This is a genomic window from Streptomyces sp. NPDC051561 (assembly GCF_044454195.1).
Taxonomy (GTDB): Bacteria; Actinomycetota; Actinomycetes; order Streptomycetales; family Streptomycetaceae; genus Streptomyces.
In genome coordinates this window covers 75100-95953 of record NZ_JBITDM010000010.1, presented here as the reverse complement: position 1 = coordinate 95953, position 20854 = coordinate 75100, and the positions used below count along the sequence as shown (strand labels likewise).

Here is a 20854-nt window from a genome sequence, read left to right as displayed (position 1 = left end):
TCCGTTACAGGGAGTGCACCGGCGCATCCGTACCGTATTCGATCGTTACGAGTGCACCACTGGCCCTGGCTTGGCCGGTTTCCGGTCCAGGCCATTGGGGAATTCACACCTCGCGTGGGGGCGAAGGAGGTCTCGGGGGTGGCGTTGATGGAGGCACAGGAGGTGCCCACGTCGTCGTGCATGGCCATTCCACATGGCCCTGCAGGCGTGCGGGCGGCCAGACACCAAATGCGTGCGGAGTTGTGCACAAAAGGGGTGTCCGAATCGGTCGTTGATGATGCGGTTCTGATCCTTTCCGAACTACTCAGCAATGCCTGCCGTCATGGCAGGCCACTGGGCACCGCAGAGGTCGGCGACGGGAACATCCGCGCCGCATGGGGGGTCGGTCCGGCAGGACGGCTGATCGTGGAAGTGACGGACGGTGGCGGTCCGACCCGCCCGGTTCCGGCCACTCCCTCGGTCACCGCACGGGGCGGTCGCGGGCTGAACATCATCAGCGCGCTCGCCAAGAACTGGGGCGTACGGGACGACAGGACCACGGGCGAGGTGACGGTGTGGGTGGTGCTCGAAGGCAGCCACAGGCACAGCGACTTCGCTACGCGCGTCGCCCCACCGGCGCTGGACTTCGCGGTCCCGTTCGACGAACTGGGCTGAGGGCCGCCGGGCCGCCAGGGGCCACGGCTGGGACGTACGAGCCAAGGGCCACGACAGGAACGTCAGAGAGGTACAAGCCCGTAGCGGCCGGGGCTGTTTCACGTGAAACATCTCCGGCCAGCACCCCACCCAGGCTCCCGACGCGACCGTGCCCGGAAAGCCCCGGCCCCCATTGCGACTAGGCTCGCGCCGACACCGCACTGCCGCAATGGGAGAAGCACGCATGGCCAAGAAGCGCCCGCAGACCAAGTCCGCCAAGCCGCAGACCGCCAGCAACGAACCCGTGCCGGTGGTCGGGGCGCGCGAGCCCTGCCCGTGCGGTTCCGGCCGCCGCTACAAGGCCTGCCACGGCCGTGCCGCCTCGCACGCCGTGACCGAGCTGGTCCAGCGCCCCTTCGAGGGCCTGGCCGGCGAGTGCGACTGGGTCGCCCTGCGCGAGCTCGTCCCCGCCGCGACCGTCCAGCTCACCCTCAAGGACGGACTGCCCGAGGGGGTTCCCTCGGTGACCCTCGCCACCGTGCTGCCGATGGCCTGGCCCGCGCTGCGCCGCGAGGACGGCTCCGTACTCCTGGGCCTGCAGAACGACACCCCGTCCGGCGACCTGAGCCGCGACATGGCCGACACCCTCCAGCGCGCGCTGGTCGCCGAGCCCGGCAACCCGGTCCCGGCCGCCAAGGTCGCCGCCGAAGGCCCGCGCCTCCAGGACCTGCTGGACGCGGACGCGCCCTTCGCCCCCGAGGTGCACACCGGCTTCGAGTTCTGGGTACCGGACAGCGAGAACGCCAACGCCGAGGTCACTGCCTCGCTGGAGCGCGCCAACGCCGCCGCCATCCCGACCGTGCGCCTGACCGGCGTGGACGCCGCCTACTGGTGCGAGACGCCGGAGAAGAACCACCTGCGCTGGGCCATGCCGCACCCCGAGGAGAAGCTCCTCGACGCGCTCGCCCGGCTGCACGCGGCCGGCGAGGCCTCGCTCGGCGAGAGCACCCGCCTGGTCGGCTCGTTCCGCGCCCACGGAATCGTCGTCCCGGTCTGGGACCTGCCGACCTCGATGACGGCCGAGCAGTGCGAGAAGCCCGCCGCCGAGTTCGCCGAGCGGCTCGCCGGGGCACTCGCCTCGGACGCCCCGCTGACCGCGGAGGAGCGTCGCTCGCGCGGTGGTCTCACCAACCGCCAGGTGACCCTCAGCTGATCGCGGCCCACCCCGGGCCGGCCTTCGGCCCGCCGCCACGGACGGCCGCCCGAGCCCCCTTCGGGCGGCCCCCGTTGCACGGTGCACAACGGGACGGACGGGACATGGTGACTCCGGTCACAACTCCCCGTACTGGCTGGTAAATCGCTGTCTGAATAGCCGAGATCGAATTTGCGAACAGCAGATCTCTTGTTACCGTTCTAGGAGCCCGGTCGCTGGTGCATCCCCCGTCGCCAGCGATCGGGTCTTTCATTTTTCCCGCCCCGTACGGCTGAGAACACGCCGCTCAACGGGCAGCAGGGTCAACCGAGTTACTGCCGGACCGCAACAGCAGCGGCCCCTCCGCCGCACCCGCGAATTCCGTGATCGCCGTGTACCCCTCCGGCAGCCCGCCCGCACTCTGCCGCGCCACGACCGCCTTCTCGTGCGGGGTCTCGCACGCCCCCGGCTCGTCGTCCGCGCGCACCGCACAGTGCATCCGCACCGTGCGGCCGGCCGGGCCCATGAGGGTCAGCACGGCATGCAGTTCCGCGCCCGTCACGTTCCGGTAGTACGTGCGCGCCCAGGTCTCGCGCCGCTCGGTGAGTACACAGGTCTGGGCCTCCACGCCCTCGGGGGAGACCACTTCGGGCCCGCACCGCGCATGTGCGCGCTCCGCACCGCGTACCTTCGCATCCACCTCGGCGGCCCCGGCCCTCGCGTCGGCCGCCCCACCGGGCGTCACCTCGTCCGCGGCGTCCTTCGGTACGTCGGCGACGGAGACGGGCAGACCCTCCGCCGGGCCGCCGGCCGAGTCCTCCGAATCGGCGGGTCCTGCCGATGCTCCCGCGAACGGCAGCAGAACGGTGAACACCACGACGGCGGAAAGCCCGATCATGCGGATATTCAAGGGTGAGTCCCCCTGTCAACTGCCCGGAAATTAGTGACGGTGGGCCGAAGATATCGACGGATGGCGCGCGCCTTGTCGGCCGCGCGCCCAATTCCGCTGAACCAGCGCCGTCTCACACCCTTACGAGTGAGACTCGCACGCGCGCACTCACCGCCCCGGGAGTCCCGCACCCGGGGCGCACGCACCCTCAGTACGCCAGCCTGCTCCCGCCGCCCGGCGCACCACTGCTCGCCACCACCAGCGCGTCCAGCACCGTCTCCACGTCCGGCAGCCACGGCCGCCCGGCCGCACCGGCACCCGGACCCGAGGCCAGGCCCGCACCGGGACCCCCGCCCGGTGCCACCACCGGCTCCCGCTCCCAACGCACCTTCCCCGCACCCGTCGTCGAGGTCGGCAGCACCAGATAGCCGCCCTCCCCGTGGAACCGCAGCGAGGAGGGCACCCGGTCCTGGGCGTACAGCAGCTCACCCAGCCGCTCCAGGGAATAGGGGGCCACCAGCAGCGACCAGCGGGTGGGCGTCGCCACGACCGGGCCGAGCCGCACCCCCATCCGGTCGAGGGCGATCAGGGCGCGCGCGCCCGCCAGCGCGGGGAGGCTGAGCGCGCAGGGGGCGCGTCCGCCGGTGGCAAGCAGTACCGGAGCCGCCGGGCGCGTCTCCCACCACCAGCGCACCATGCGCGGGTCGGTGGAGGCCGCGAGCAGCCCGGGATCGAAGGGGTGCGCGCCGGGCACCGCGCACTCGGGGTCTGGGCAGGCGCAGCCCGGGCCGGGGCCCACGCTGCCGTTGGCCGTTGCCAGGCCCACACCGGGAAGCACCGGCCACTGCCACGCGGTGGCGCAGTTCAGCGCCGTACCGGGTGGGGCGGGCCGTTCACTTCGCCGGAATCGGAGCCTGCGTCGCCTTCCGAGGATCTCGCGCATGAGCGCTCGTTCCTTTCCGTTGAACGCCGAGGTCCACATCGCACCATGTGCATCACTTCACTACGCGTACAAAAGCCGTACCGGGCCGAACACCGAGCAGGACGAACCGAACAAGAGGAACCGTGCAGGACGGACACTGAACAGACTGCGGTACGGCAGCCCCTCAGGGCCGGGCGTGGAACGTGGCGGGGGGTGGCGCGCACGGGGCGCTTTGCCCTTCCCGCAGGATGTCGCCGGAGCTCTGGGTGGTGCTTGGACTTGTGCCGTGCACTTCCCTGGTGCTTCCCCGCCGAATCGGGGAACGTGCCGGGCCCACAGCGGATAGGACGCCTGCGCCCGCCGCCGGGTTCCGAGGTGACGGCAGTACGGCCGCAGTCCCCGGACATCACCTGAGTCAGATACCCAGCACGGCTTGATATGACGCGCTGTCGATCCCCCTCAGTCGACCGCAAAAGCCTGTCGGCGACTGCATTTTTACGCCAAGTTGGTATTCCTCGGTTTCCCCAAGGACACCATGAATCCCTCTAGGGCAATGCTGGACATCCACTTACATGTGCGTGTAGATGTGGATCCATTGAGAGCGGCGCAGAATCACATGGGGGTTTGCGATGCTATCGAGCGAATCGCACCAGGCGGAAAGCCGGCTGACATGAGCGCCCCGAACGTGCCGAAAGTGGCTGGAATCGATCCACTGGTTCCGCCCCCCGCGCAGACTCCCGCGCCTGCGGGAGCAGTGATCCAGGACCGGTTGGCCGGCTGGGTCTCCGACCTCACCACCCTTCACGAGCTCACCGAACGCCTGGTGGGCACAAGTGCACTCGACGAGGCGCTGGACGCCGTGGTACGCGCCGGGGCCACCCTGGTCGGTGCCCGCCGCGGCCTCGTCGCACTGGAGCCCGCCGACGGCCTCGGCCCCACCGGCACCGTCGGGCTGGGTCTGGCACACGCCGAACTCGGCCACATGGAGACGGTGCCGCGCAGACCCGCCGAGGGCGCGCCGGAGGCCGGCGATCCGGGTCCCGGTCTGTTCGGTTCCAGTCCCGACCTGTTCCACGAGGAGGGGCTGGACCCGCTGCACCGCGAGGTCGCCGCCCGCCTCGGGTACGCCGCCAGCTACGCCCTCCCGCTGAACGGCCCCTCGGGCCTGCTCGGTTCGGTCGTCTGGCTGTACGACGAACCCGCCGAGCCTGTCGAACGTCAGCGCCATCTGGTCGGTCTCTACGTCCGGTACGCCGCCGAGCACCTGGCCCGCCTGGTCGAGCTGGAACGGGCGCGCGCCCGGGTGGCGCAGCTGACCGAGGAGCTGCTGCCGAGCCGGCTGCCCCGGGTCTCCGGTGTGCAGATGGCGGTACGCCACCGGACCGGACCCCGTGGTGGCGGCGACTGGTACGACGCGCTGCCGCTGCCCGAGGGGGCGCTCGGCCTGGCCGTCGGCTCGGTGACCGGGACCGGTCCCGGCGCGACAGCCGCGATGGGACGGCTACGGGCGAGCCTTCGGGCGTACGCCGTCATAGAGGGCGAGGACCCGGTCGCCGTACTGTCCGATCTGGAACTGCTGATGCGGCTGACCGAGCCCGCACGGTCGGCGACGGCACTGCTGGCCTACTGCGAACCGGGCAAGCGGAAGATCGTCCTCGCCGGTGCGGGGCACAGCCCGCCGCTGATCGTCGGGGAGCGCAGGACCGAGTACGCGGAGACCTCGCTGTCGGCGCCGCTGGGGATGCTGTCGTGCTGGGAGGCGCCCAGCGTGGAGATCAGCCCGAATCCGGGCGAGACCGTGCTGCTGTACACGGAAGGGCTGCTGCGACGCACCGGGGATGCGATGGACCGGGCCTTCGCGCGGCTGCACGCGGCGGCGGCGAGTGTGCCCAGGGCGATCCGGGACGACCCCGGGGCGATCGCCGATCATGTGCTGCGGACACTGCTGCCGGAGGGGCTCGACGAGGTGGACTCGGCTTCGGACATCGTGCTGCTCGCGGCACGTTTCGACTGATCAGAGGGCTCGTGGGGGGTGCGGGACGGTCGCCTGGTTGCGACTGATTCCTCACAGTTATCCACAGGCTGGGGAGCCTTTGTCCGCACGGACATACGATGGAGGACCAGGAGGCGGGAAACCCCTGGCCCTGTGTCGTATGAGGAGACGTGTCGTGTCTGAGGAGCTCAAGCCGGAGAACCCGGAAGCCGTGGATGCCGAGTCCGCAGAGGGTGCTGAGGAGGAGGCTCCGAAGCAGCGCAAGAACGGTCTGTACGGCGGTGTGTCCGACGAGCTCGCCGAGAACATGAAGTCCGGCTGGGCCGACACCGAGCTGCGCGACCTGAAGCCGATCGCCCAGGCGTCCTACGCCGCGGCCCGCCGTGCCGCGCTCTCCGCGCGCTTCCCCGGCGAGCGACTGGTGATCCCGGCGGGCAACCTCAAGACCCGCTCCAACGACACCGAGTACTCCTTCCGCGCCTCCACCGAGTACGCGTACCTGACCGGCAACCAGACCGAGGACGGCGTCCTGGTCCTGGAGCCGACCGAGACCGGCCACGACGCGACGGTCTACCTGCTGCCGCGCTCCAATCGGGAGAACGGCGAGTTCTGGCTGAGCGGCCAGGGCGAGCTGTGGGTCGGCCGCCGCAACTCCCTCACCGAGGCCGAGCAGCTGCTCGGGATGCCCGCCAAGGACGTCCGCGAGCTGCCCGAGGCGCTCCGCGGGGCCACCGGCCGGGTGCGCAATGTGCGCGGTCACGACGCCGGTATCGAGGCGGCCCTGGCCGACAAGGCGACCGCCGAGACCGACGAGGAGCTGCGCGTCTACCTCTCCGAGGCGCGCGCGGTGAAGGACGAGTTCGAGATCGGTGAGCTGCAGAAGGCCGTCGACTCGACGGTGCGCGGCTTCGAGGACGTCGTGAAGATCCTCGACAAGGCCGAGGCCACCAGCGAGCGCTACATCGAGGGCACCTTCTTCCTGCGCGCCCGTGTCGAGGGCAACGACCTGGGCTACGGCTCGATCTGCGCCGCCGGCCCGCACGCCACCACCCTGCACTGGGTGCGCAACGACGGCGACGTGAAGTCCGGCGACCTGCTGCTGCTCGACGCCGGCGTGGAGACCCACACCCTCTACACCGCCGACGTCACCCGCACGCTGCCGATCAACGGCACCTTCTCGCCGCTCCAGAAGAAGATCTACGACGCGGTGTACGAGGCCCAGGAGGCCGGCATCGCCGCGGTCAAGCCGGGCGCCGCGTACCGCGACTTCCACGACGCCTCGCAGCGGGTGCTCGCCGAGAAGCTGGTCGAATGGGGCCTCGTCGAGGGCCCGGTCGACCGCGTCCTGGAGCTGGGCCTCCAGCGCCGCTGGACCCTGCACGGCACCGGCCACATGCTCGGCCTGGACGTCCACGACTGCGCCGCCGCCCGCACCGAGGCGTACGTCAACGGCACGCTGGAGCCGGGCGTCTGCCTGACCGTCGAGCCGGGTCTGTACTTCCAGGCCGACGACCTCACCGTGCCGGAGGAGTACCGGGGCATCGGCGTCCGGATCGAGGACGACATCCTGGTCACCGCCGACGGCAACCTCAACATGTCGGCCGCGCTGCCGCGCCGCTCCGACGAGGTCGAGGCATGGATGGCGGCGACGAAGGCCGCCAAGTAGGGGTTTTCAGCTGATTGTCGCGTCGAGGGTGCGTTGCCCCGGGTTCCGTCAGGATGCCTGGAGCAGCGCGCCCTCGCGCCATTTCAGGATCTTGTCGAAGGTCACCACGGCGCCCCGGCCCGGCCGGTTGCGGAACTGGACATGGTCGGCGAGCTGCTCGATCAAGCCCAGCCCCCGGCCGTTCTCCCGGGTGTGCGCCACTGGCTGCGGCACACCCCGGTCGCGTACCGAAGGAAAGCCAGGACCGGAGTCGGTGACCTCTATGCGGCACTTCTCGCCGTCCAGGTACGCGGTCACCTTGTACTCCTCGGAGTGCGGCCCCTCGGCCTCGCTCCCGCCGTGCTCGACCGCGTTCGCGCAGGCCTCGCTGAGCGCGACCGACAGGTCGTAACAGATGTCCGGATCGACCCCTGCCGTCTGCATGGCGCCGAGCAGCAGGCGGCGGGCGAGCGGAACGCTCGCGGCTTCCCGCCGCAAGTGGAGAGACCACCAGATGCTCATGCTCCAGCCTCCAGGCTGCGGCTCGACATACGTCTACGTATTGCCGCTCGGGGTGGTCGGTAAGCCAACAATCGGTGTGCGAGCGCTCGTTCAGCGGCTGTGCATGCCCAGTACGCCGGTGTACGCGGCGGGGGTTTCGGTCTCGCCGGCGGGGTGTTCCGGTCGGTACGGCGGTTGCCGCATGTGGCGGTTACGGCCCGGTTTCGTGACGTACCGGACGATCGGGAGCTTGCGGACCTGCCGGGTCCGGATGGGGGTCGCAGTGCGATGATGTCTCCGCCATGTCCCAGTCAGCCCTGCCGCTCGCCGCGCGCGACGCACGCACCGGAGTCGCTTCGCGACTTCTGAGGGCCGCGGTTTTCGCCGCGGTCTGCGTGGTGCTGTCCGCGTCCGGGCATGTGCTGGGCTCGACCGCGACGGTGCCGCTGTGGACCCTCGCGGTGGCCTTCGCCGCAGTGTTCGCGCTGGCCGCACCGCTGGCCGGGCGCACCCGTTCACTGCCCGGGATCACCTTCGCGCTGACCGCGGGACAGCTCGGACTGCACGCCCTGTTCGGCCTCGGCCAGCAGCACGCGGGTGCCGGGTCCGGGTCCGGTTCCGCGAACAGCCCCCTGGGCCCGCTCGCCGCCCAGTTGATGTGCGGCGGCGGTGCGGGGATGGACGCGGCCGAGGCCCGGGACGTACTGGCCACGGCGGGACTCGGTCCGGCAGCCGGCGGCCATGCCGGGCACCTGCCCTCGGAAACCTCCTCCGCCGGGACTTCGTCGTACGGCGCCTACGGCGGATTCGGTACGGGCGGTGGACAGGACGGGGCCTCCTCGGCGGCCGACTGTCTGCACTCACTGGTGCCCAGCCTCCCCATGCTGCTCGGTCACCTGCTGGCGGCGCTCGCCACCGGATGGCTGCTGCGGCGCGGCGATCTGGCGCTGCGCCGGCTCGTGGTGCTCTCGGCGTACCGCGCGGAGCAGGTTGCGGCGGGGGCGCTCGTACGCTCCCTGCGCGCCGCATTCGCGCTGGTGTGCGCCCTGCTGGCGGGGCTGCCCGGGGCTCCGGAGTGCGGCCCCCGGACGGTGCCCGCGCCCTTCCTCGTGCCGGGGCGCACCGGCGGGGAGGCACTCCAGCACTCGGTGACCAGGCGCGGGCCGCCCTCGTCGGCGTACTCCCTCATCGCCTGACGCGGCCCCACCACCCACGTACCCCTGTACGTGGCCGGAGCGGGCCGTGGATCCGGTGCGCCTCGTCCTGCGCGGGCGCGCCCCTCACCCGATTCGCTTCTGCCTCTGTGGGGTTCACTGTCATGAACGCTTCTTCCCGTACGTCGCTGTCTTCCCGTACGTCGCTGTCTTCCCGTACGTCGCTGTCTTCCCGTACGTCCCGTCTGGCCGCCGTCGGTGTGGCCTCGGCCGCCTCCGTACTGCTGCTCGCCGGACCGGCTTTCGCGCACGTCAGCGTGCAGCCCGTCGGCCAGGCCGCCAAGGGCGGCTACGCCACCGTCAACATCAAGGTCCCCAACGAGCGCGACAACGCCTCTACGGTGAAGCTCGAAGTGAACTTCCCGGTCGACAAGCACCCGCTCACCTCCGTGATGCCCGAGGCCGTGCCCGGCTGGACCGTGAAGGTCGAGAAGGCCGATCTGGACAAGCCGCTGAAGGTGCACGGCAAGGAGATCAAGCAGGCCGTCTCCAAGATCACCTGGACCGGCGGGAAGATCGAGTCCGGCCAGTTCCAGCAGTTCCCGCTCTCGCTCGGCCAGCTTCCCGAGGACGCCGACCAGCTCGTGCTGAAGGCCATCCAGACGTACGACAACAACGAGGTCGTGCGCTGGATCGAGGAGCCCAAGGAGGGCGCGCCCGAGCCGCAGTCCCCGGCTCCCGTCCTCAAGCTCACCGCCCCGGCGGGCGACGACCACGGTGCGGCCAAGAGCACCCCGGCCGGTGACAAGAACGCCACGGCCGACGACAAGTCCGCGTCCGGAAAGACGACCGCGGCGGCCGACAGCAGCGACACCACTGCCCGGGTGCTCGGCGTCGTAGGCATCATCGTTGGTGTCGCGGGTGTGGCGTTCGGCGTTCTCGCCGGCCGCCGCCGCGCCGCCTGACCCACCCCCTCAAAGCATCAGGATTTCCATGCGTAAGAAGAACGTGCTGGTCGCGGCGGCCCTCGTCGCCGCGGCCACGCTCACCCTGTCCGCGTGCGGCGGCGGCGACACCGCCAAGGAGGGCGGCCAGTCGGTCGCCGAGGTCTCCCAGCCCACCAAGGCCAAGGCCGCGACCGTCCTCGACCGGCCGTACAAGAAGCCGGACTTCGTCCTCACCGACACCCAAGGCAAGAAGTTCGACTTCCGTGAGGCCACCAAGGGCAAGGCGACGCTGATCTATTTCGGCTACACCCACTGCCCCGACGTGTGCCCGCTGACCATGAGCAATCTGGCGCAGGCGTACAAGAAGCTGCCGAAGGCCGACCAGGAGAACCTCCGGATCGTCTTCATCACCACCGACCCGGAGCGGGACACTCCGAAGGAACTCGGCAAGTGGCTCAAGGGCGCGGGCAACCCGGACTTCGTCGGGCTGACCGGCGACTTCGCGACCATCCAGGCCGGCGCACGCCAGATCGGCGTCAGCATCGAGCCGTCCACCAAGGACAAGAACGGCAACGTCACGTCCATGCACACCAAGCAGGTCATCGCGTTCTCGCCGAAGACGGACGCGGGCTATCTGCTGTACACCGACGAAGCCACCCCCGAGGACTACACGGCCGATCTCCCGAAGATCGTCAAGGGAGAAAACCCGTGAACCGCCGCACGACCCGCACGAGCCGCACGACCCGCACCGCCGGCCTGGCCGCCATAGCCCTCGCGGGGGCGCTCGCCCTCACCGGCTGCGACGGCGACAAGCCCGCCGCCTCGGACGCGGGAGCCAAGACGGCCGACGGCAAGCCGCAGCTCGCGGTCACCGGCGCCTTCATGCCGGAGCCCGCGATGGCGGACATGGCCGGTGGCTTCCTCACCGTGAAGAACAGCGGTTCCGTCGCCGACAGGCTGACCTCCGTCACCGCCGCCGGCTTCGCCGGCAAGGCGGAGATCCACGAGACGAAGGACGGGAAGATGCAGCAGGTGAAGTCCTTCGACGTCCCTGCGAACGGCGATCTCGATCTTGAGCGCGGCGGCAACCACATCATGTTCCTCGACGTGAAGGAGAAGCCGAAGAAGGGCGACAAGGTCGCTATCGAGCTGCACTTCGAGAAGTCCGGCACGGTCAAGGTCGAGATGCCGGTCGAGGCCGCCACCCACAACCCGCAGTCGCACCACTGAGGGGCTGACAGCACACCATGACGGACACCGCCCCGCGCCTTCGGACACCGGCCTCACGGCCATTCGCGCGCACCTCGGCCGTACCGGTTTCGGCCGTACGCGGCCCGGTCGCGCGCACCCTGGTCGCCGCCGCCGCGCTGCTCGGCGCATTGCTCGCCCTGCTCGCGGGGGCCACCCCCGCGAGCGCGCACGCCGCGCTCACCGACAGCAACCCGAAGGACGGGGCGGTGGTCGCCACCGCCCCCAAGCAGATCACCCTCAACTTCTCCGAGCAGATCACGCTCGGCGACGACGCCATCCGGGTCCTGGACCCCACCGGTAAGCGCGCCGACACCGGCGAGACCCTCGACCTGTGCAGTGGCAGCGTCGTCCAGTACGGCATCGCACTGCACGGCGGACTGCCCGACGGCACCTACACCGTCGCCTACCAGGCCGTCTCCGCCGACAGCCACCCCATCTCCGGGGCCCTCACCTTCTCCATCGGCGCACCCTCGAAGAGCAGCGTGGCGCTGCCCTCCCAGGAGGCGGGCGGCGGTGCGGTCGGCGTGCTCTACGGCATCTCGCGGTACGCCGCGTACGCCGGGTTCGTCGTGCTGGTCGGCGGCGCCGCCTTCGTGCTGGCGTGCTGGCGGCGGGGCGCGGCCGAGCGTCCGCTGCAGCGACTGGTGGTGCGCGGCTGGCTGGTGCTGGCCGGGGCCACCCTGCTGATGCTGCTGCTCAGGGCGCCGTACACCGGCTCCGGAGAGCTGTCGGACATCTTCGATCTGGCCGCGCTCAAGGCCGTACTGACCACCAAGACCGGCGCGGCGCTGGTGTCCCGGTTGCTGCTGCTCGGTGCGGCGGCGCTCTTCGTGGCAGTGCTCTTCGGGGCGTACGCGAGGAAGAGCGCGGAAGCTTCGGAGGCCACGGAAGCCACCTCGGGGGACGCCGAACCCCGGGACGACACCGACGACGAGGACTCCTCGCACAAGGACCTCACTTTCGGGCTCGTCCTCGGTGGCGGCGTCGTCGCGGCGGGCATCGCCGCCACCTGGGCCATGTCCGAGCACGCGTCGACCGGGTTGCAGCCGGGGATCGCGATGCCCGTCGACGTGCTCCACATGCTGGCGGCGGCCGGCTGGCTGGGCGGTCTCGCCGCACTGCTGGTCGCGCTCCACCGCTCGCCCTCGCTGGAACGGACAGCGGTACGCAACTTCTCCCGCTTCGCCTTCGTCTGCGTCGCCGTGCTCGCCGCGACCGGGATCTACCAGTCCTGGCGGCAGGTCGGCTCCTGGAACGCGCTCTTCGGCACGACGTACGGACAACTGCTGCTGGCGAAGATCGCGCTGGTCGCCATGATGGTCGGCGGTGCCTGGTACTCGCGCAGGTGGACCGGGCGGATGGCCGAGGGCGCATCCCCCGAGGCCGAAGCCACCGCCTCCGTCGAGGCGCGGTCCGCCTCAAAGGCGGAGACCGAGCCGGAGCCGGTGACCGTGCCGGACGACCCGAAGCGGGCAGCGCAGCTCGCCCGGCAGCAGAGCGCCAAGGAAACCGCGCGCGCCAAGCGGGTCCGAGACGCCGACCCCGAGCGGTCGGGGCTCCGCCGCTCCGTCCTCGTGGAAGCTGCGGTCGCCGTCGTCCTGCTGGCCGTTACCACCGTCCTGACCAGCACCGAACCGGGCCGTACCGAACTCAAGGAGGCGGGCCGCACCACCTCGACCGCACCCGCGGTCCCCGACCGGCCCGTCGATCTCAGCATCCCCTTCGACACCGGCGGTCAGGGCGGACAGGGCACCCTCCGGGTGCAGGTCACACCCGGACGCACCGGCAGCAACGCCCTCCATGTGTGGGCGGAGTCGACCGCGCGCAAGCCGGTGGACGCGCCCGAGCTGAAGGTCGCGCTCACCAACGAGGAGAAGCAGATCGGTCCGCTGCCGGTCGTGCCGGACAAGCTGGCTCCAGGACACTGGAGTGCGAGCGGAGTGCAGATCCCGATCCCCGGGACCTGGAAGCTCGAAGTGACGATCCGTACCTCCGACATCGACCAAGTGACCGTCAACAAGAACGTGAAGATCGGCTGACCCGCGTGTCCGAGACCCCTTCCTCCCCGCCTTCCGCCGAGTCCTCCGCCAAGGCCAAGCCGTCCGCCGAAGCCGACTCCGCTTCCCGGGCCAAGCCGTCCGCCAAGGGCAAGGCCGACGCCCAGGCGGGGCAGCCACAGCCTGCCGACGAGTCGTCCGGTGCCGCCCGGCCCGCCGAGATCTCGCGACGGCGGCTGCTCGGGACGGCGGGTGGGGCCGGAGCCGCCGGGCTGGTCCTCGGTGCGGCGGGTGGCGCGGGCGTCTCGGCCGCGGTCCGCTCGGGCGACGACGCGCCCGCCCTGCTGACCTCGCTGGGATCGACCGCGGCACCGTTTCACGTGAAACATCAGGCCGGAATCACCACCCCCCTCCAGGCGCGCGGCCACCTCGTCGCCTTCGACCTGGCACCCGGCTCCGGCCGCAAGGAGGCCATGGCCCTGCTCCGCCGCTGGTCGAAGCTGGCCGAGGAGCTGATGGCGGGCAGGCCGACGGCCGGGGCGGACACCGGGGTCGCCTACGACGCCGGCCCCTCCTCCCTCACCCTCACCTTTGGTTTCGGCCGGACCTTCTTCGACCGGACAGGCCTGGTCTCCAAGCGCCCCGAAGCACTCGAACCGCTGCCGGACTTCTCCTCCGACCAGCTCGACGCCCGCCGCAGCAACGGTGATCTCTGGGTGCAGATCGGCGCCGACGACGCACTGGTCGCCTTCCACGCGCTGCGCGCCGTACAGAAGGAGGCCGGCGAAGCTGCCCGAGTGCGCTGGCAGATGAACGGCTTCAACCGCTCGCCCGGCGCCACCGCCTCCCCCATGACCACCCGCAACCTGATGGGCCAGGTCGACGGCACGGGCAACCCCAAGCCCTCGGAACCCGACTTCGACCAGCGGATCTTCGTGCCGGAGAGCGGCGCCCCGGCGTGGATGGCGGGCGGTTCCTACGCGGTCGTACGTCGCATCCGGATGCTCCTCGACGACTGGGAACGACTCCCCAGGGACGCCCAGGAGCAGGTCATCGGCCGCCACAAGAAGGACGGCTCCCCACTCACCGGTGGCGACGAGAACACCGAGCCGGATCTCGACAAGCTCGGCCCCAACGGGAAGACGGTCATCGCCTCCGACGCCCACTCCCGGATCTCGGCACCCGAGCAGAACAACGGGGCGGCGATGCTGCGCCGCCCGTTCTCGTACCACGACGGCATGTCGGCGGACGGGGTCCCGGACGCCGGGCTCCTCTTCATCTGCTGGCAGGCGGACCCCCTGCGCGGCTTCGTCCCCGTCCAGCGCAAGCTCGACCGCGGAGATGCCCTGTCGAAGTTCATCCGGCACGAGTCGAGCGGCCTGTTCGCGGTCCCGGGCGGGCCGGAAGAGGGCGAGTACGTGGGCCAGCGGTTGCTGGAGGCGTAGGCCGGACCCCGGAGACGGACGGATGCAGGATGCCGCTCGTGCCCTCCGGGACGACCGGGGCACGTGGGGCTGGTGACGGCTTCTGAGACGGTCGGGCGAGCCGCTCGTACGGGCTACTAGGGTGACCGTATGTCAGCGACGCGCTACGCCTATCTCGGCCCCGAGGGCACCTTCACCGAGGTCGCCCTCCGCACCCTCCCCGAAGCCGCCACCCGCGAACTCGCCCCGATGGTCTCGGTGCCGGCCGCGCTGGACGCCGTGCGCAGCGGGGAAGCAGCCGCCGCCCTCGTCCCGATCGAGAACTCCGTCGAGGGCGGCATCACCGCCACGCTCGACGCGCTGACCTCGGGCGAGCCGCTGATGATCTACCGCGAGGTGCTGCTGTCGATCCGCTTCGCCCTCCTGGTGCGACCCGGCACCAAGCTCACCGACATCAAGACGGTGACCGCCCACCCGGCCGCCCAGCCGCAGGTCCGCAACTGGATCAAGACGAACCTGCCGGACGTGGTGTGGGAGTCCTCCGCATCGAACGCGGACGGGGCACGGCTGGTGCAGGAGGGCCGGTACGACGCGGCCTTCGCGGGCGAGTTCGCAGCAGCGACCTACGGCCTGGAGCCGCTGGTCACCGACATCCACGACGCGGTGAACGCCCAGACCCGTTTCGTGCTGGTCGGCCGCCCGGCCCGGCCGGCGGCGCCGACGGGTGCGGACAAGACCTCGGTGGTGATCTGGCTGGGCCCCGACCGCCCCGGAGCGCTGCTCGAACTGCTCCAGGAGTTCGCGGTGCGCGGGGTGAACCTGATGCTCATCCAGTCCCGGCCGACCGGCGCGGGCATCGGCAACTACTGCTTCGCGGTGGACGCGGAGGGACACATCGCGGACCGGCGGGTGGGCGAGGCCCTGATGGGACTGAAGCGGATCGCGCCGAAGGTGCGGTTCCTCGGGTCGTACCCGAGGGCCGGGGTGACGGTCGAGGACGTGGCAGACCTGCGTCACGGGACATCGGACCGGGAGTTCACCGAGGCCTCGGACTGGCTGACCCGGTGCCAGGACGGGCGGAGCTGAGGGGGCTCGCGACGGGCGAGCGAAGGGCCGGACAGAGGGGCCTGGTCCCCCTGCGGAAGTTCCCCACAGAGTTATCCACAGGGGAGAGCTTCAAGCTGGGGACAAGTCGACAACGTAACGCGACATGGTCGACAAATCGGCCTAGTGACCCCTCATCCCTCCACAGGCCGACAGGTCCTGTCGTGTCACCCCAATCACCCTGATCAACTCTTTGGGGTGAGCAATTCCCACTCGAACGAGCGCGTGGAGCGAGTTTGGCATGAGAATCCTTCGCCCTACATGCACCTTTCGGAATGATCCATTCCGGCATCCACAGTTCTTTCGCACACCCTGTGGATAACTTTCCCGAACCCCCGAACCCTGTGGAAAAGGAGACCCAACTCCCGCCTCACGCAAGGGAGAAGAGTCAAGGCGCCGCCACCGCACTGCCCCGTTCCGGGGTATTAAGCCCGTTTCCTTGACGACGCGAAGGGCTCCGCCGAACCCCTCGGCCCACCCTTCGCCCCGTATTCCCAATTCCGGCAATAGGCCCAAAATGGAGTGGCCAGCAATATCAGGTCGAACGCTGGAAGCGCCGCCCGGTAGCCTGGTGGGGTGATTGACCTTCGCCTGCTCCGTGAGGACCCCGACCGTGTTCGCGCCTCCCAGCGCGCCCGTGGAGAGGACGTCGCCCTCGTCGACGCCCTGCTCTCCGCCGACGAGCGGCGCAGGTCGTCCGCCGTCAGCTTCGACGAGCTCCGCAACGAGCAGAAGACGCTCGGCAAGCTCATCCCCAAGGCCTCCGGTGACGAGAAGGCCGAGCTGCTGAAGCGCACCGGCGAGCTCTCCGCCGCCGTGAAGGCCGCGGACGCCCAGCAGAACGAGGCGGCCGAAGAGGCCCAGCGCCTGCTCCTCCAGATCGGCAACATCGTCCATGCGGACGTGCCGGTCGGTGGCGAGGAGGACTTCGTCGTCCGCGAGACGCTCGGCACCATCCGCGACTTCGCCGCCGAGGGCTTCGAGCCCAAGGACCACCTGGAGCTCGGCGAGGCGCTCGGCGCCATCGACGTCGAACGCGGCGCCAAGGTCTCGGGCTCGCGCTTCTACTACCTGACCGGCATCGGCGCGCTCCTGGAGCTGGCCCTGGTCAACGCGGCGATCGCCCAGGCCACCGAGGCCGGCTTCATCCCGATGCTCACCCCCGCGCTGGTCCGCCCGCGCGCGATGGAGGGCACCGGCTTCCTCGGCCAGGCCGCGGAGAACGTGTACCACCTGGAGAAGGACGACTACTACCTGGTCGGCACCTCCGAGGTCCCGCTCGCCGCGTACCACATGGACGAGATCATCGACGCGGACAAGCTGCCGCTGCGGTACGCCGGCTTCTCGCCGTGCTTCCGCCGCGAGGCCGGGACGTACGGCAAGGACACCCGCGGCATCTTCCGGGTGCACCAGTTCGACAAGGTCGAGATGTTCTCCTACGTGAACCCGGAGGACACCGAGGCCGAGCTGCTGCGCCTGCTGGAGTGGGAGAAGCAGTGGCTGACCGCGCTGGAGCTGCCGTTCCAGGTGATCGACGTGGCGACCGGTGACCTCGGGGCCTCTGCCACCCGGAAGTTCGACTGCGAGGCGTGGATCCCCACCCAGGGCAAGTACCGCGAGCTGACCTCGGCGTCCAACTGCGAGGGCTTCCAGGCCCGGCGGCTGTCGATCCGGATGCGCGACGGCAAGAAGGTCCAGCCGCTCGCCACCCTGAACGGCACGCTGTGCGCGGTGCCGCGCACCATCGTGGCGATCCTGGAGAACCACCAGCTGCCCGACGGTTCGGTGCGGGTGCCCGAGATGCTCCGTCCGTACCTGGGCGGTCGCGAGGTCCTGGAGCCGATCGCCAAGTGAGCACGCTCCTCCCGGACGGCGCCCCGGCTCCGTTCCCGTACAAGCTGGTCGCGACCGATCTCGACGGCACGCTGCTGCGCGCCGACGAGACGGTCTCGCAGCGCACCCGCGACGCGCTCGTCGCGGCCACCGAGGCGGGCGCGGCCCACATCGTGGTGACCGGCCGGTCCGTGGCCTGGACGAAGCACATCTTCGAGGACCTCGGGTACGAGGGCCTCGCGGTGTGCGGACAGGGCGCGCAGGTCTACCACGCGGGCGAACAGCGACTGCTGACCTCGGTCACGCTGGACCGGCAGCTCGCCGGGCTCGCACTGGCCAAGATCGAGGCGGAGATCGGCCCGCTGGCGCTGGCCGCCAGCCGCGACGGGATAGACGGTGCGGTGCTGATCGGGCCCGGCTACCGGGTGCAGGAAGGCCCGCTGCCGTACGTCCCGTTCACCGACCCCGCCGAGGTGTGGGCGGAGCCGCTGACCAAGATGTACATCCAGCACCCGGGGCTCTCCGACGACGACCTCGCCAAGGTCGCCCGGCAGACGGTCGGGAACCTGGTGGACGTGGTGATGGCCGGCGAGGGCGTGGTGGAACTCCTTCCGCTGGGCCTGAGCAAGGCCACCGGCCTGTCGCTCGCGGCCCGGCGGCTGAAGGTGAAGGCCGCGGAGACGATCGCCTTCGGTGACATGCCGAACGACATCCCGATGTTCGGCTGGGCCGGCCACGGCGTCGCGATGGCCAACGCGCACGACGCCCTGAAGGCCGTCGCGAACGAGATCACCGCCTCCAACGAGGACGACGGCATCGCCGTGGTCCTGGAGAACCTGCTCAAGCGCTGAGGCCCCGCACCGTGGGCCAGCTCAGGCCCCGGACCGTGGGCCAGGTGGGGGGGGGGGGGGGGGGGGGGGGGGGGGGGGGGGGGGGGGCGGCGCGCGGCGGGGGGGGGGGCCGGGGCGGGGGGACCACGACCCCACCGCCCACCCCCCCCCCCCCCCCCCCACACCCCAACCCCCACACCGCGGGCGCCCCCGCGCGGGGGCCGCCCGCCGCCCCCCCCCCCCCCCCCCCCCCCCCCCCCCCACCTCTCATTTAGGGGGCGGTTACATTCATCTTCATTTCAGTTGTAGGATGACTGGGCAACCGGGCGAATAAGGAAACGGGGCCGACGGAGATGGCACTTCAGGCAGCAGGGCGGAAGTCCCTCGTGGACACCGTCGTGGAGCAACTCCGCGACCAGCTCACCGGCGGCGAGTGGTCCGTGGGCGACCGCATCCCCACCGAGCACGTCCTGGCCGAACAGCTCGGCGTCGGCCGCAACACCGTGCGCGAGGCGGTACGGGTTTTGGTGCACGCCGGGCTCCTGGAGTCCCGCCAGGGGAACGGCACCTTCGTCCGCTCGACCGCCGACCCCTCCGCCGTACTGCGCGGCATGCAGCACGCCGACACCCTGGACGTACTGGAGCTGCGAGTGGCCCTGGAGGCGGAGGCCGCCCGGCTGGCCGCCGTACGCCGGGACGAGGACGATCTGCGGGCGCTGCGGGCGGCGCTCGACGCACTGCACGAGCAGGGCGACCGGGCTGCCGACGCCGACATCGTCTTCCACCGCGGCATCGTGGAGGCCACCCACAACACGGCGTACACCGAGGTCTACCGGTTCTTCTCCGCCCAGGTGCACGAGTCCCTGGTGACCTCGCTCGGCGACCACGAGATGCCGCCCATCGACCTGGTCGCGCACTGCGCCCTGGTCGACGCCGTCGAGAGCGGCGATCCGGATGCGGCGGAACAGGCCGCCCGGGCTCTCCTCCAGGTTCCGATCGACGTGATCCGCGCCCTCGTCGGCCGCTGATCCCGGCGCCCCCTCGGCCGCCCCCTCAACTTCCCACCCGTACGACCCGGTTCACACCCCACTCACCACCCGGTTTACATCCCCTGCACTCTCCCCCCTCACTTCGAAAGGTGCCTGCCTTGTCACGCCCGGAAGCCGACCAACTCCTGCTGGACGCCGAAGCCGACGTCCGCCCCACCCCCCAAGGGGTCGCCGCCCGGCGGGCGTTGTTGGCGCATCCGGTGCTGCTGATGGTCGGCATCGTGCTGGCCTCCCTCAACATGCGGGCCGCACTGGCCAGCGTGTCCCCGCTGGTCGGTGAGATCAGCGACAGCTTCGGCCTGTCGTCGACGGCGACCAGCCTGGTGACGTCCGTGCCGGTGCTCTTCCTCGGTGTCGGCGCGATGGTCGCCCCGTGGCTCGGCCGCCGCTTCGGTACCGAACGGGTTTTGTTCGCCGCCCTGTTGCTGCTCGGGGCGGGCATCCTGGTGCGGGTCGCGCCCGCCACCCTCGCGCTGTACGGCGGCGGTGTGCTGATCGGTGTCGCGATATCCCTCCTCAATGTGCTGATGCCGGGTCTGATCAAGCGGGACTTCCCTGACCGGGCCGCGTCGATGACCTCGGTCTACACCGGCTCGATGATCGCGGGAGCCACCATCGTGGCCGCCACCTCCGTGCCGTTGGAGAAGGCGTTCGGCGACAGCTGGGAAGCGTCGATGGCGTTCTGGTCGCTGCTGGCGGCCGTGGCGGCGCTGGCCTGGCTGCCGCAGGTGCTGATCGCCCGTGGGCGTACCGGACACGAGCACCGCATCGTGCCGGCCGCGACCGCCCAGGCCGCCCAGGCCGCCCCCAAGAGCGTTTGGCGCTCCAAGCTGGCCTGGCAGGTCACCCTCTTCATGGGCCTGCAATCGCTGTGGTCGTACGTCCTGATCGCCTGGATGCCGACGATCTTCACGGATCACGGGATGAGCCGCTCCACGGCCGGCGTGATCTTCGCCTTCAACAACCTGATCCAGGTCGCGGGCGCGTTCGCGGTGCCGCTGCTGGCAGGGCGGATGCGCAGTCAGCGTCCGCTGATCGTTCTGGTCACCTCTCTGGTCGCGGCCGGCTATGTCGGCCTGATGGTCGCCCCGGCGTCCGGAGCCTGGCTGTGGTCGGGGATTCTCGGCATCGGACAGGGCGGTGCCGTGGGCCTTGCGCTGACACTGATCGTGCTGCGATCCGGCGATGCGGTGACGGCAGCCCGGCTCTCCGGGATGGCGCAGACGATCGGCTATCTGCTGGCCGCGGTGGGCCCGTTGGCAGCGGGGGCCGTGTACCAGACGACCGGCAGCTGGACGGTGCCGATCGCCCTGATGCTGGGCGTGTGCGCGGCAGCGCTGGTGGTGGGCCTCTTCGCGGCCCGGGACCGGAAGGTCTGACGGAGAAACTGCTGCTCCAAGTGGCCGACCTGGGCGGTCTGTTCCACTGTGCAGGTGTCAAGGTCCGTGGACTCGGAGTCCGTTGGTCGAACCGAGGGCGCCCCCGGTTCG

At 70.7% G+C, this 20854-nt stretch carries 18 protein-coding genes; 15 read left to right on the top strand and 3 right to left on the bottom strand.

Annotation, left to right across the window (positions count from 1 at the left end; all coding sequences use genetic code 11):
- Nucleotides 1–51 precede the first annotated feature (51 nt).
- Both ACIA73_RS22675 and ACIA73_RS22670 read left to right on the top strand, forming a co-directional pair.
- Complete coding sequence (locus ACIA73_RS22675; protein ID WP_399440459.1) at nt 52–654, top strand: ATP-binding protein; 603 nt, start codon at nt 52–54, stop codon at nt 652–654.
- Between the two features lie 223 nt (nt 655–877).
- Nucleotides 878–1846, top strand: coding sequence for a DUF5926 family protein (locus ACIA73_RS22670; RefSeq protein WP_399440458.1), 969 nt, complete (start codon nt 878–880; stop codon nt 1844–1846).
- 286 nt (nt 1847–2132) lie between these two features.
- On the opposite strand, the gene ACIA73_RS22665 is transcribed toward ACIA73_RS22670, so the two are convergent.
- The gene (locus ACIA73_RS22665; RefSeq protein WP_399440457.1) at nt 2133–2723 is read right to left on the bottom strand and encodes a hypothetical protein; all 591 of its coding nucleotides are present in this window, start codon (nt 2721–2723) and stop codon (nt 2133–2135) included.
- Between the two features lie 199 nt (nt 2724–2922).
- The gene (locus tag ACIA73_RS22660; RefSeq protein ID WP_399440456.1) at nt 2923–3657 is read right to left on the bottom strand and encodes a bifunctional DNA primase/polymerase; all 735 of its coding nucleotides are present in this window, start codon (nt 3655–3657) and stop codon (nt 2923–2925) included.
- Nucleotides 3658–4189: 532 nt separating this feature from the next.
- Between ACIA73_RS22660 and ACIA73_RS22655 the strand changes: the two genes are divergently transcribed.
- Both ACIA73_RS22655 and ACIA73_RS22650 read left to right on the top strand, forming a co-directional pair.
- Entirely contained in the window at nt 4190–5650 is a 1461-nt protein-coding gene (locus ACIA73_RS22655) for a PP2C family protein-serine/threonine phosphatase (RefSeq protein WP_399440455.1), read from the top strand.
- A 154-nt stretch (nt 5651–5804) separates the two neighbouring features.
- Nucleotides 5805–7295, top strand: a complete 1491-nt coding sequence (locus ACIA73_RS22650) for an aminopeptidase P family protein (protein ID WP_399440454.1) — start codon at nt 5805–5807, stop codon at nt 7293–7295.
- A gap of 48 nt (nt 7296–7343) precedes the next feature.
- Here the strand turns inward: ACIA73_RS22650 and ACIA73_RS22645 are convergent, their stop codons facing one another.
- A complete protein-coding gene (locus tag ACIA73_RS22645) occupies nt 7344–7796 on the bottom strand; it encodes an ATP-binding protein (RefSeq protein ID WP_399440453.1) in 453 nt (150 codons plus the stop codon).
- A gap of 281 nt (nt 7797–8077) precedes the next feature.
- On the opposite strand from ACIA73_RS22645, the gene ACIA73_RS22640 reads away from it, so the two are divergent.
- The 11 genes from ACIA73_RS22640 (at nt 8078) to ACIA73_RS22590 (ending at nt 20743) form a co-directional block, all read left to right on the top strand.
- Nucleotides 8078–8971 carry a hypothetical protein gene (locus tag ACIA73_RS22640; RefSeq protein WP_399440452.1) on the top strand — a complete coding sequence of 298 codons (894 nt, stop codon included), beginning with the start codon at nt 8078–8080 and terminating at the stop codon, nt 8969–8971.
- Nucleotides 8972–9093: 122 nt separating this feature from the next.
- Nucleotides 9094–9894 (top strand): YcnI family protein, encoded by an 801-nt coding sequence (locus ACIA73_RS22635; RefSeq protein WP_399440451.1) that lies wholly within the window; start codon nt 9094–9096, stop codon nt 9892–9894.
- Nucleotides 9895–9922: 28 nt separating this feature from the next.
- Nucleotides 9923–10588, top strand: a complete 666-nt coding sequence (locus ACIA73_RS22630; RefSeq protein ID WP_399440450.1) for an SCO family protein — start codon at nt 9923–9925, stop codon at nt 10586–10588.
- Nucleotides 10585–11106, top strand: coding sequence for a copper chaperone PCu(A)C (locus tag ACIA73_RS22625; protein ID WP_399440449.1), 522 nt, complete (start codon nt 10585–10587; stop codon nt 11104–11106). Before ACIA73_RS22630 ends, ACIA73_RS22625 begins: the two co-directional genes overlap by 4 nt.
- Nucleotides 11107–11123: 17 nt before the next feature.
- Nucleotides 11124–13166, top strand: a complete 2043-nt coding sequence (locus tag ACIA73_RS22620) for a copper resistance CopC/CopD family protein (RefSeq protein ID WP_399440448.1) — start codon at nt 11124–11126, stop codon at nt 13164–13166.
- A 179-nt stretch (nt 13167–13345) separates the two neighbouring features.
- Nucleotides 13346–14569, top strand: a complete 1224-nt coding sequence (efeB, locus tag ACIA73_RS22615; RefSeq protein WP_399440628.1) for an iron uptake transporter deferrochelatase/peroxidase subunit — start codon at nt 13346–13348, stop codon at nt 14567–14569.
- Nucleotides 14570–14698: 129 nt separating this feature from the next.
- On the top strand, nt 14699–15634 hold the full coding sequence (gene pheA, locus ACIA73_RS22610; RefSeq protein WP_399440447.1) for a prephenate dehydratase: 936 nt from the start codon (nt 14699–14701) through the stop codon (nt 15632–15634).
- 594 nt (nt 15635–16228) lie between these two features.
- Nucleotides 16229–17506, top strand: a complete 1278-nt coding sequence (gene serS, locus ACIA73_RS22605) for a serine--tRNA ligase (protein ID WP_399440446.1) — start codon at nt 16229–16231, stop codon at nt 17504–17506.
- A complete protein-coding gene (locus ACIA73_RS22600; RefSeq protein WP_399440445.1) occupies nt 17503–18336 on the top strand; it encodes an HAD family hydrolase in 834 nt (277 codons plus the stop codon). Before serS ends, ACIA73_RS22600 begins: the two co-directional genes overlap by 4 nt.
- A 332-nt stretch (nt 18337–18668) precedes the next feature.
- Nucleotides 18669–19343, top strand: coding sequence for a FadR/GntR family transcriptional regulator (locus ACIA73_RS22595; RefSeq protein WP_399440444.1), 675 nt, complete (start codon nt 18669–18671; stop codon nt 19341–19343).
- A 119-nt stretch (nt 19344–19462) separates the two neighbouring features.
- Nucleotides 19463–20743: a CynX/NimT family MFS transporter gene (locus tag ACIA73_RS22590; protein WP_399440443.1), complete on the top strand. Its 1281-nt coding sequence runs from the start codon at nt 19463–19465 to the stop codon at nt 20741–20743.
- Nucleotides 20744–20854 lie beyond the last annotated feature (111 nt).

What these genes read in the sequence shown, in the direction of transcription:
- ACIA73_RS22645 (WP_399440453.1), bottom strand. Translation starts at nt 7,796, where the DNA reads ATGAGCATCTGGTGGTCTCTCCACTTGCGGCGGGAAGCCGCGAGCGTT.
- pheA (WP_399440447.1), top strand. Translation starts at nt 14,699, where the DNA reads ATGTCAGCGACGCGCTACGCCTATCTCGGCCCCGAGGGCACCTTCACC.
- ACIA73_RS22665 (WP_399440457.1), bottom strand. Translation starts at nt 2,723, where the DNA reads ATGATCGGGCTTTCCGCCGTCGTGGTGTTCACCGTTCTGCTGCCGTTC.
- ACIA73_RS22660 (WP_399440456.1), bottom strand. Translation starts at nt 3,657, where the DNA reads ATGCGCGAGATCCTCGGAAGGCGACGCAGGCTCCGATTCCGGCGAAGT.
- ACIA73_RS22655 (WP_399440455.1), top strand. Translation starts at nt 4,190, where the DNA reads ATGCTGGACATCCACTTACATGTGCGTGTAGATGTGGATCCATTGAGA.
- ACIA73_RS22620 (WP_399440448.1), top strand. Translation starts at nt 11,124, where the DNA reads ATGACGGACACCGCCCCGCGCCTTCGGACACCGGCCTCACGGCCATTC.
- ACIA73_RS22670 (WP_399440458.1), top strand. Translation starts at nt 878, where the DNA reads ATGGCCAAGAAGCGCCCGCAGACCAAGTCCGCCAAGCCGCAGACCGCC.
- ACIA73_RS22640 (WP_399440452.1), top strand. Translation starts at nt 8,078, where the DNA reads ATGTCCCAGTCAGCCCTGCCGCTCGCCGCGCGCGACGCACGCACCGGA.
- ACIA73_RS22595 (WP_399440444.1), top strand. Translation starts at nt 18,669, where the DNA reads ATGGCACTTCAGGCAGCAGGGCGGAAGTCCCTCGTGGACACCGTCGTG.
- ACIA73_RS22635 (WP_399440451.1), top strand. Translation starts at nt 9,094, where the DNA reads ATGAACGCTTCTTCCCGTACGTCGCTGTCTTCCCGTACGTCGCTGTCT.
- ACIA73_RS22630 (WP_399440450.1), top strand. Translation starts at nt 9,923, where the DNA reads ATGCGTAAGAAGAACGTGCTGGTCGCGGCGGCCCTCGTCGCCGCGGCC.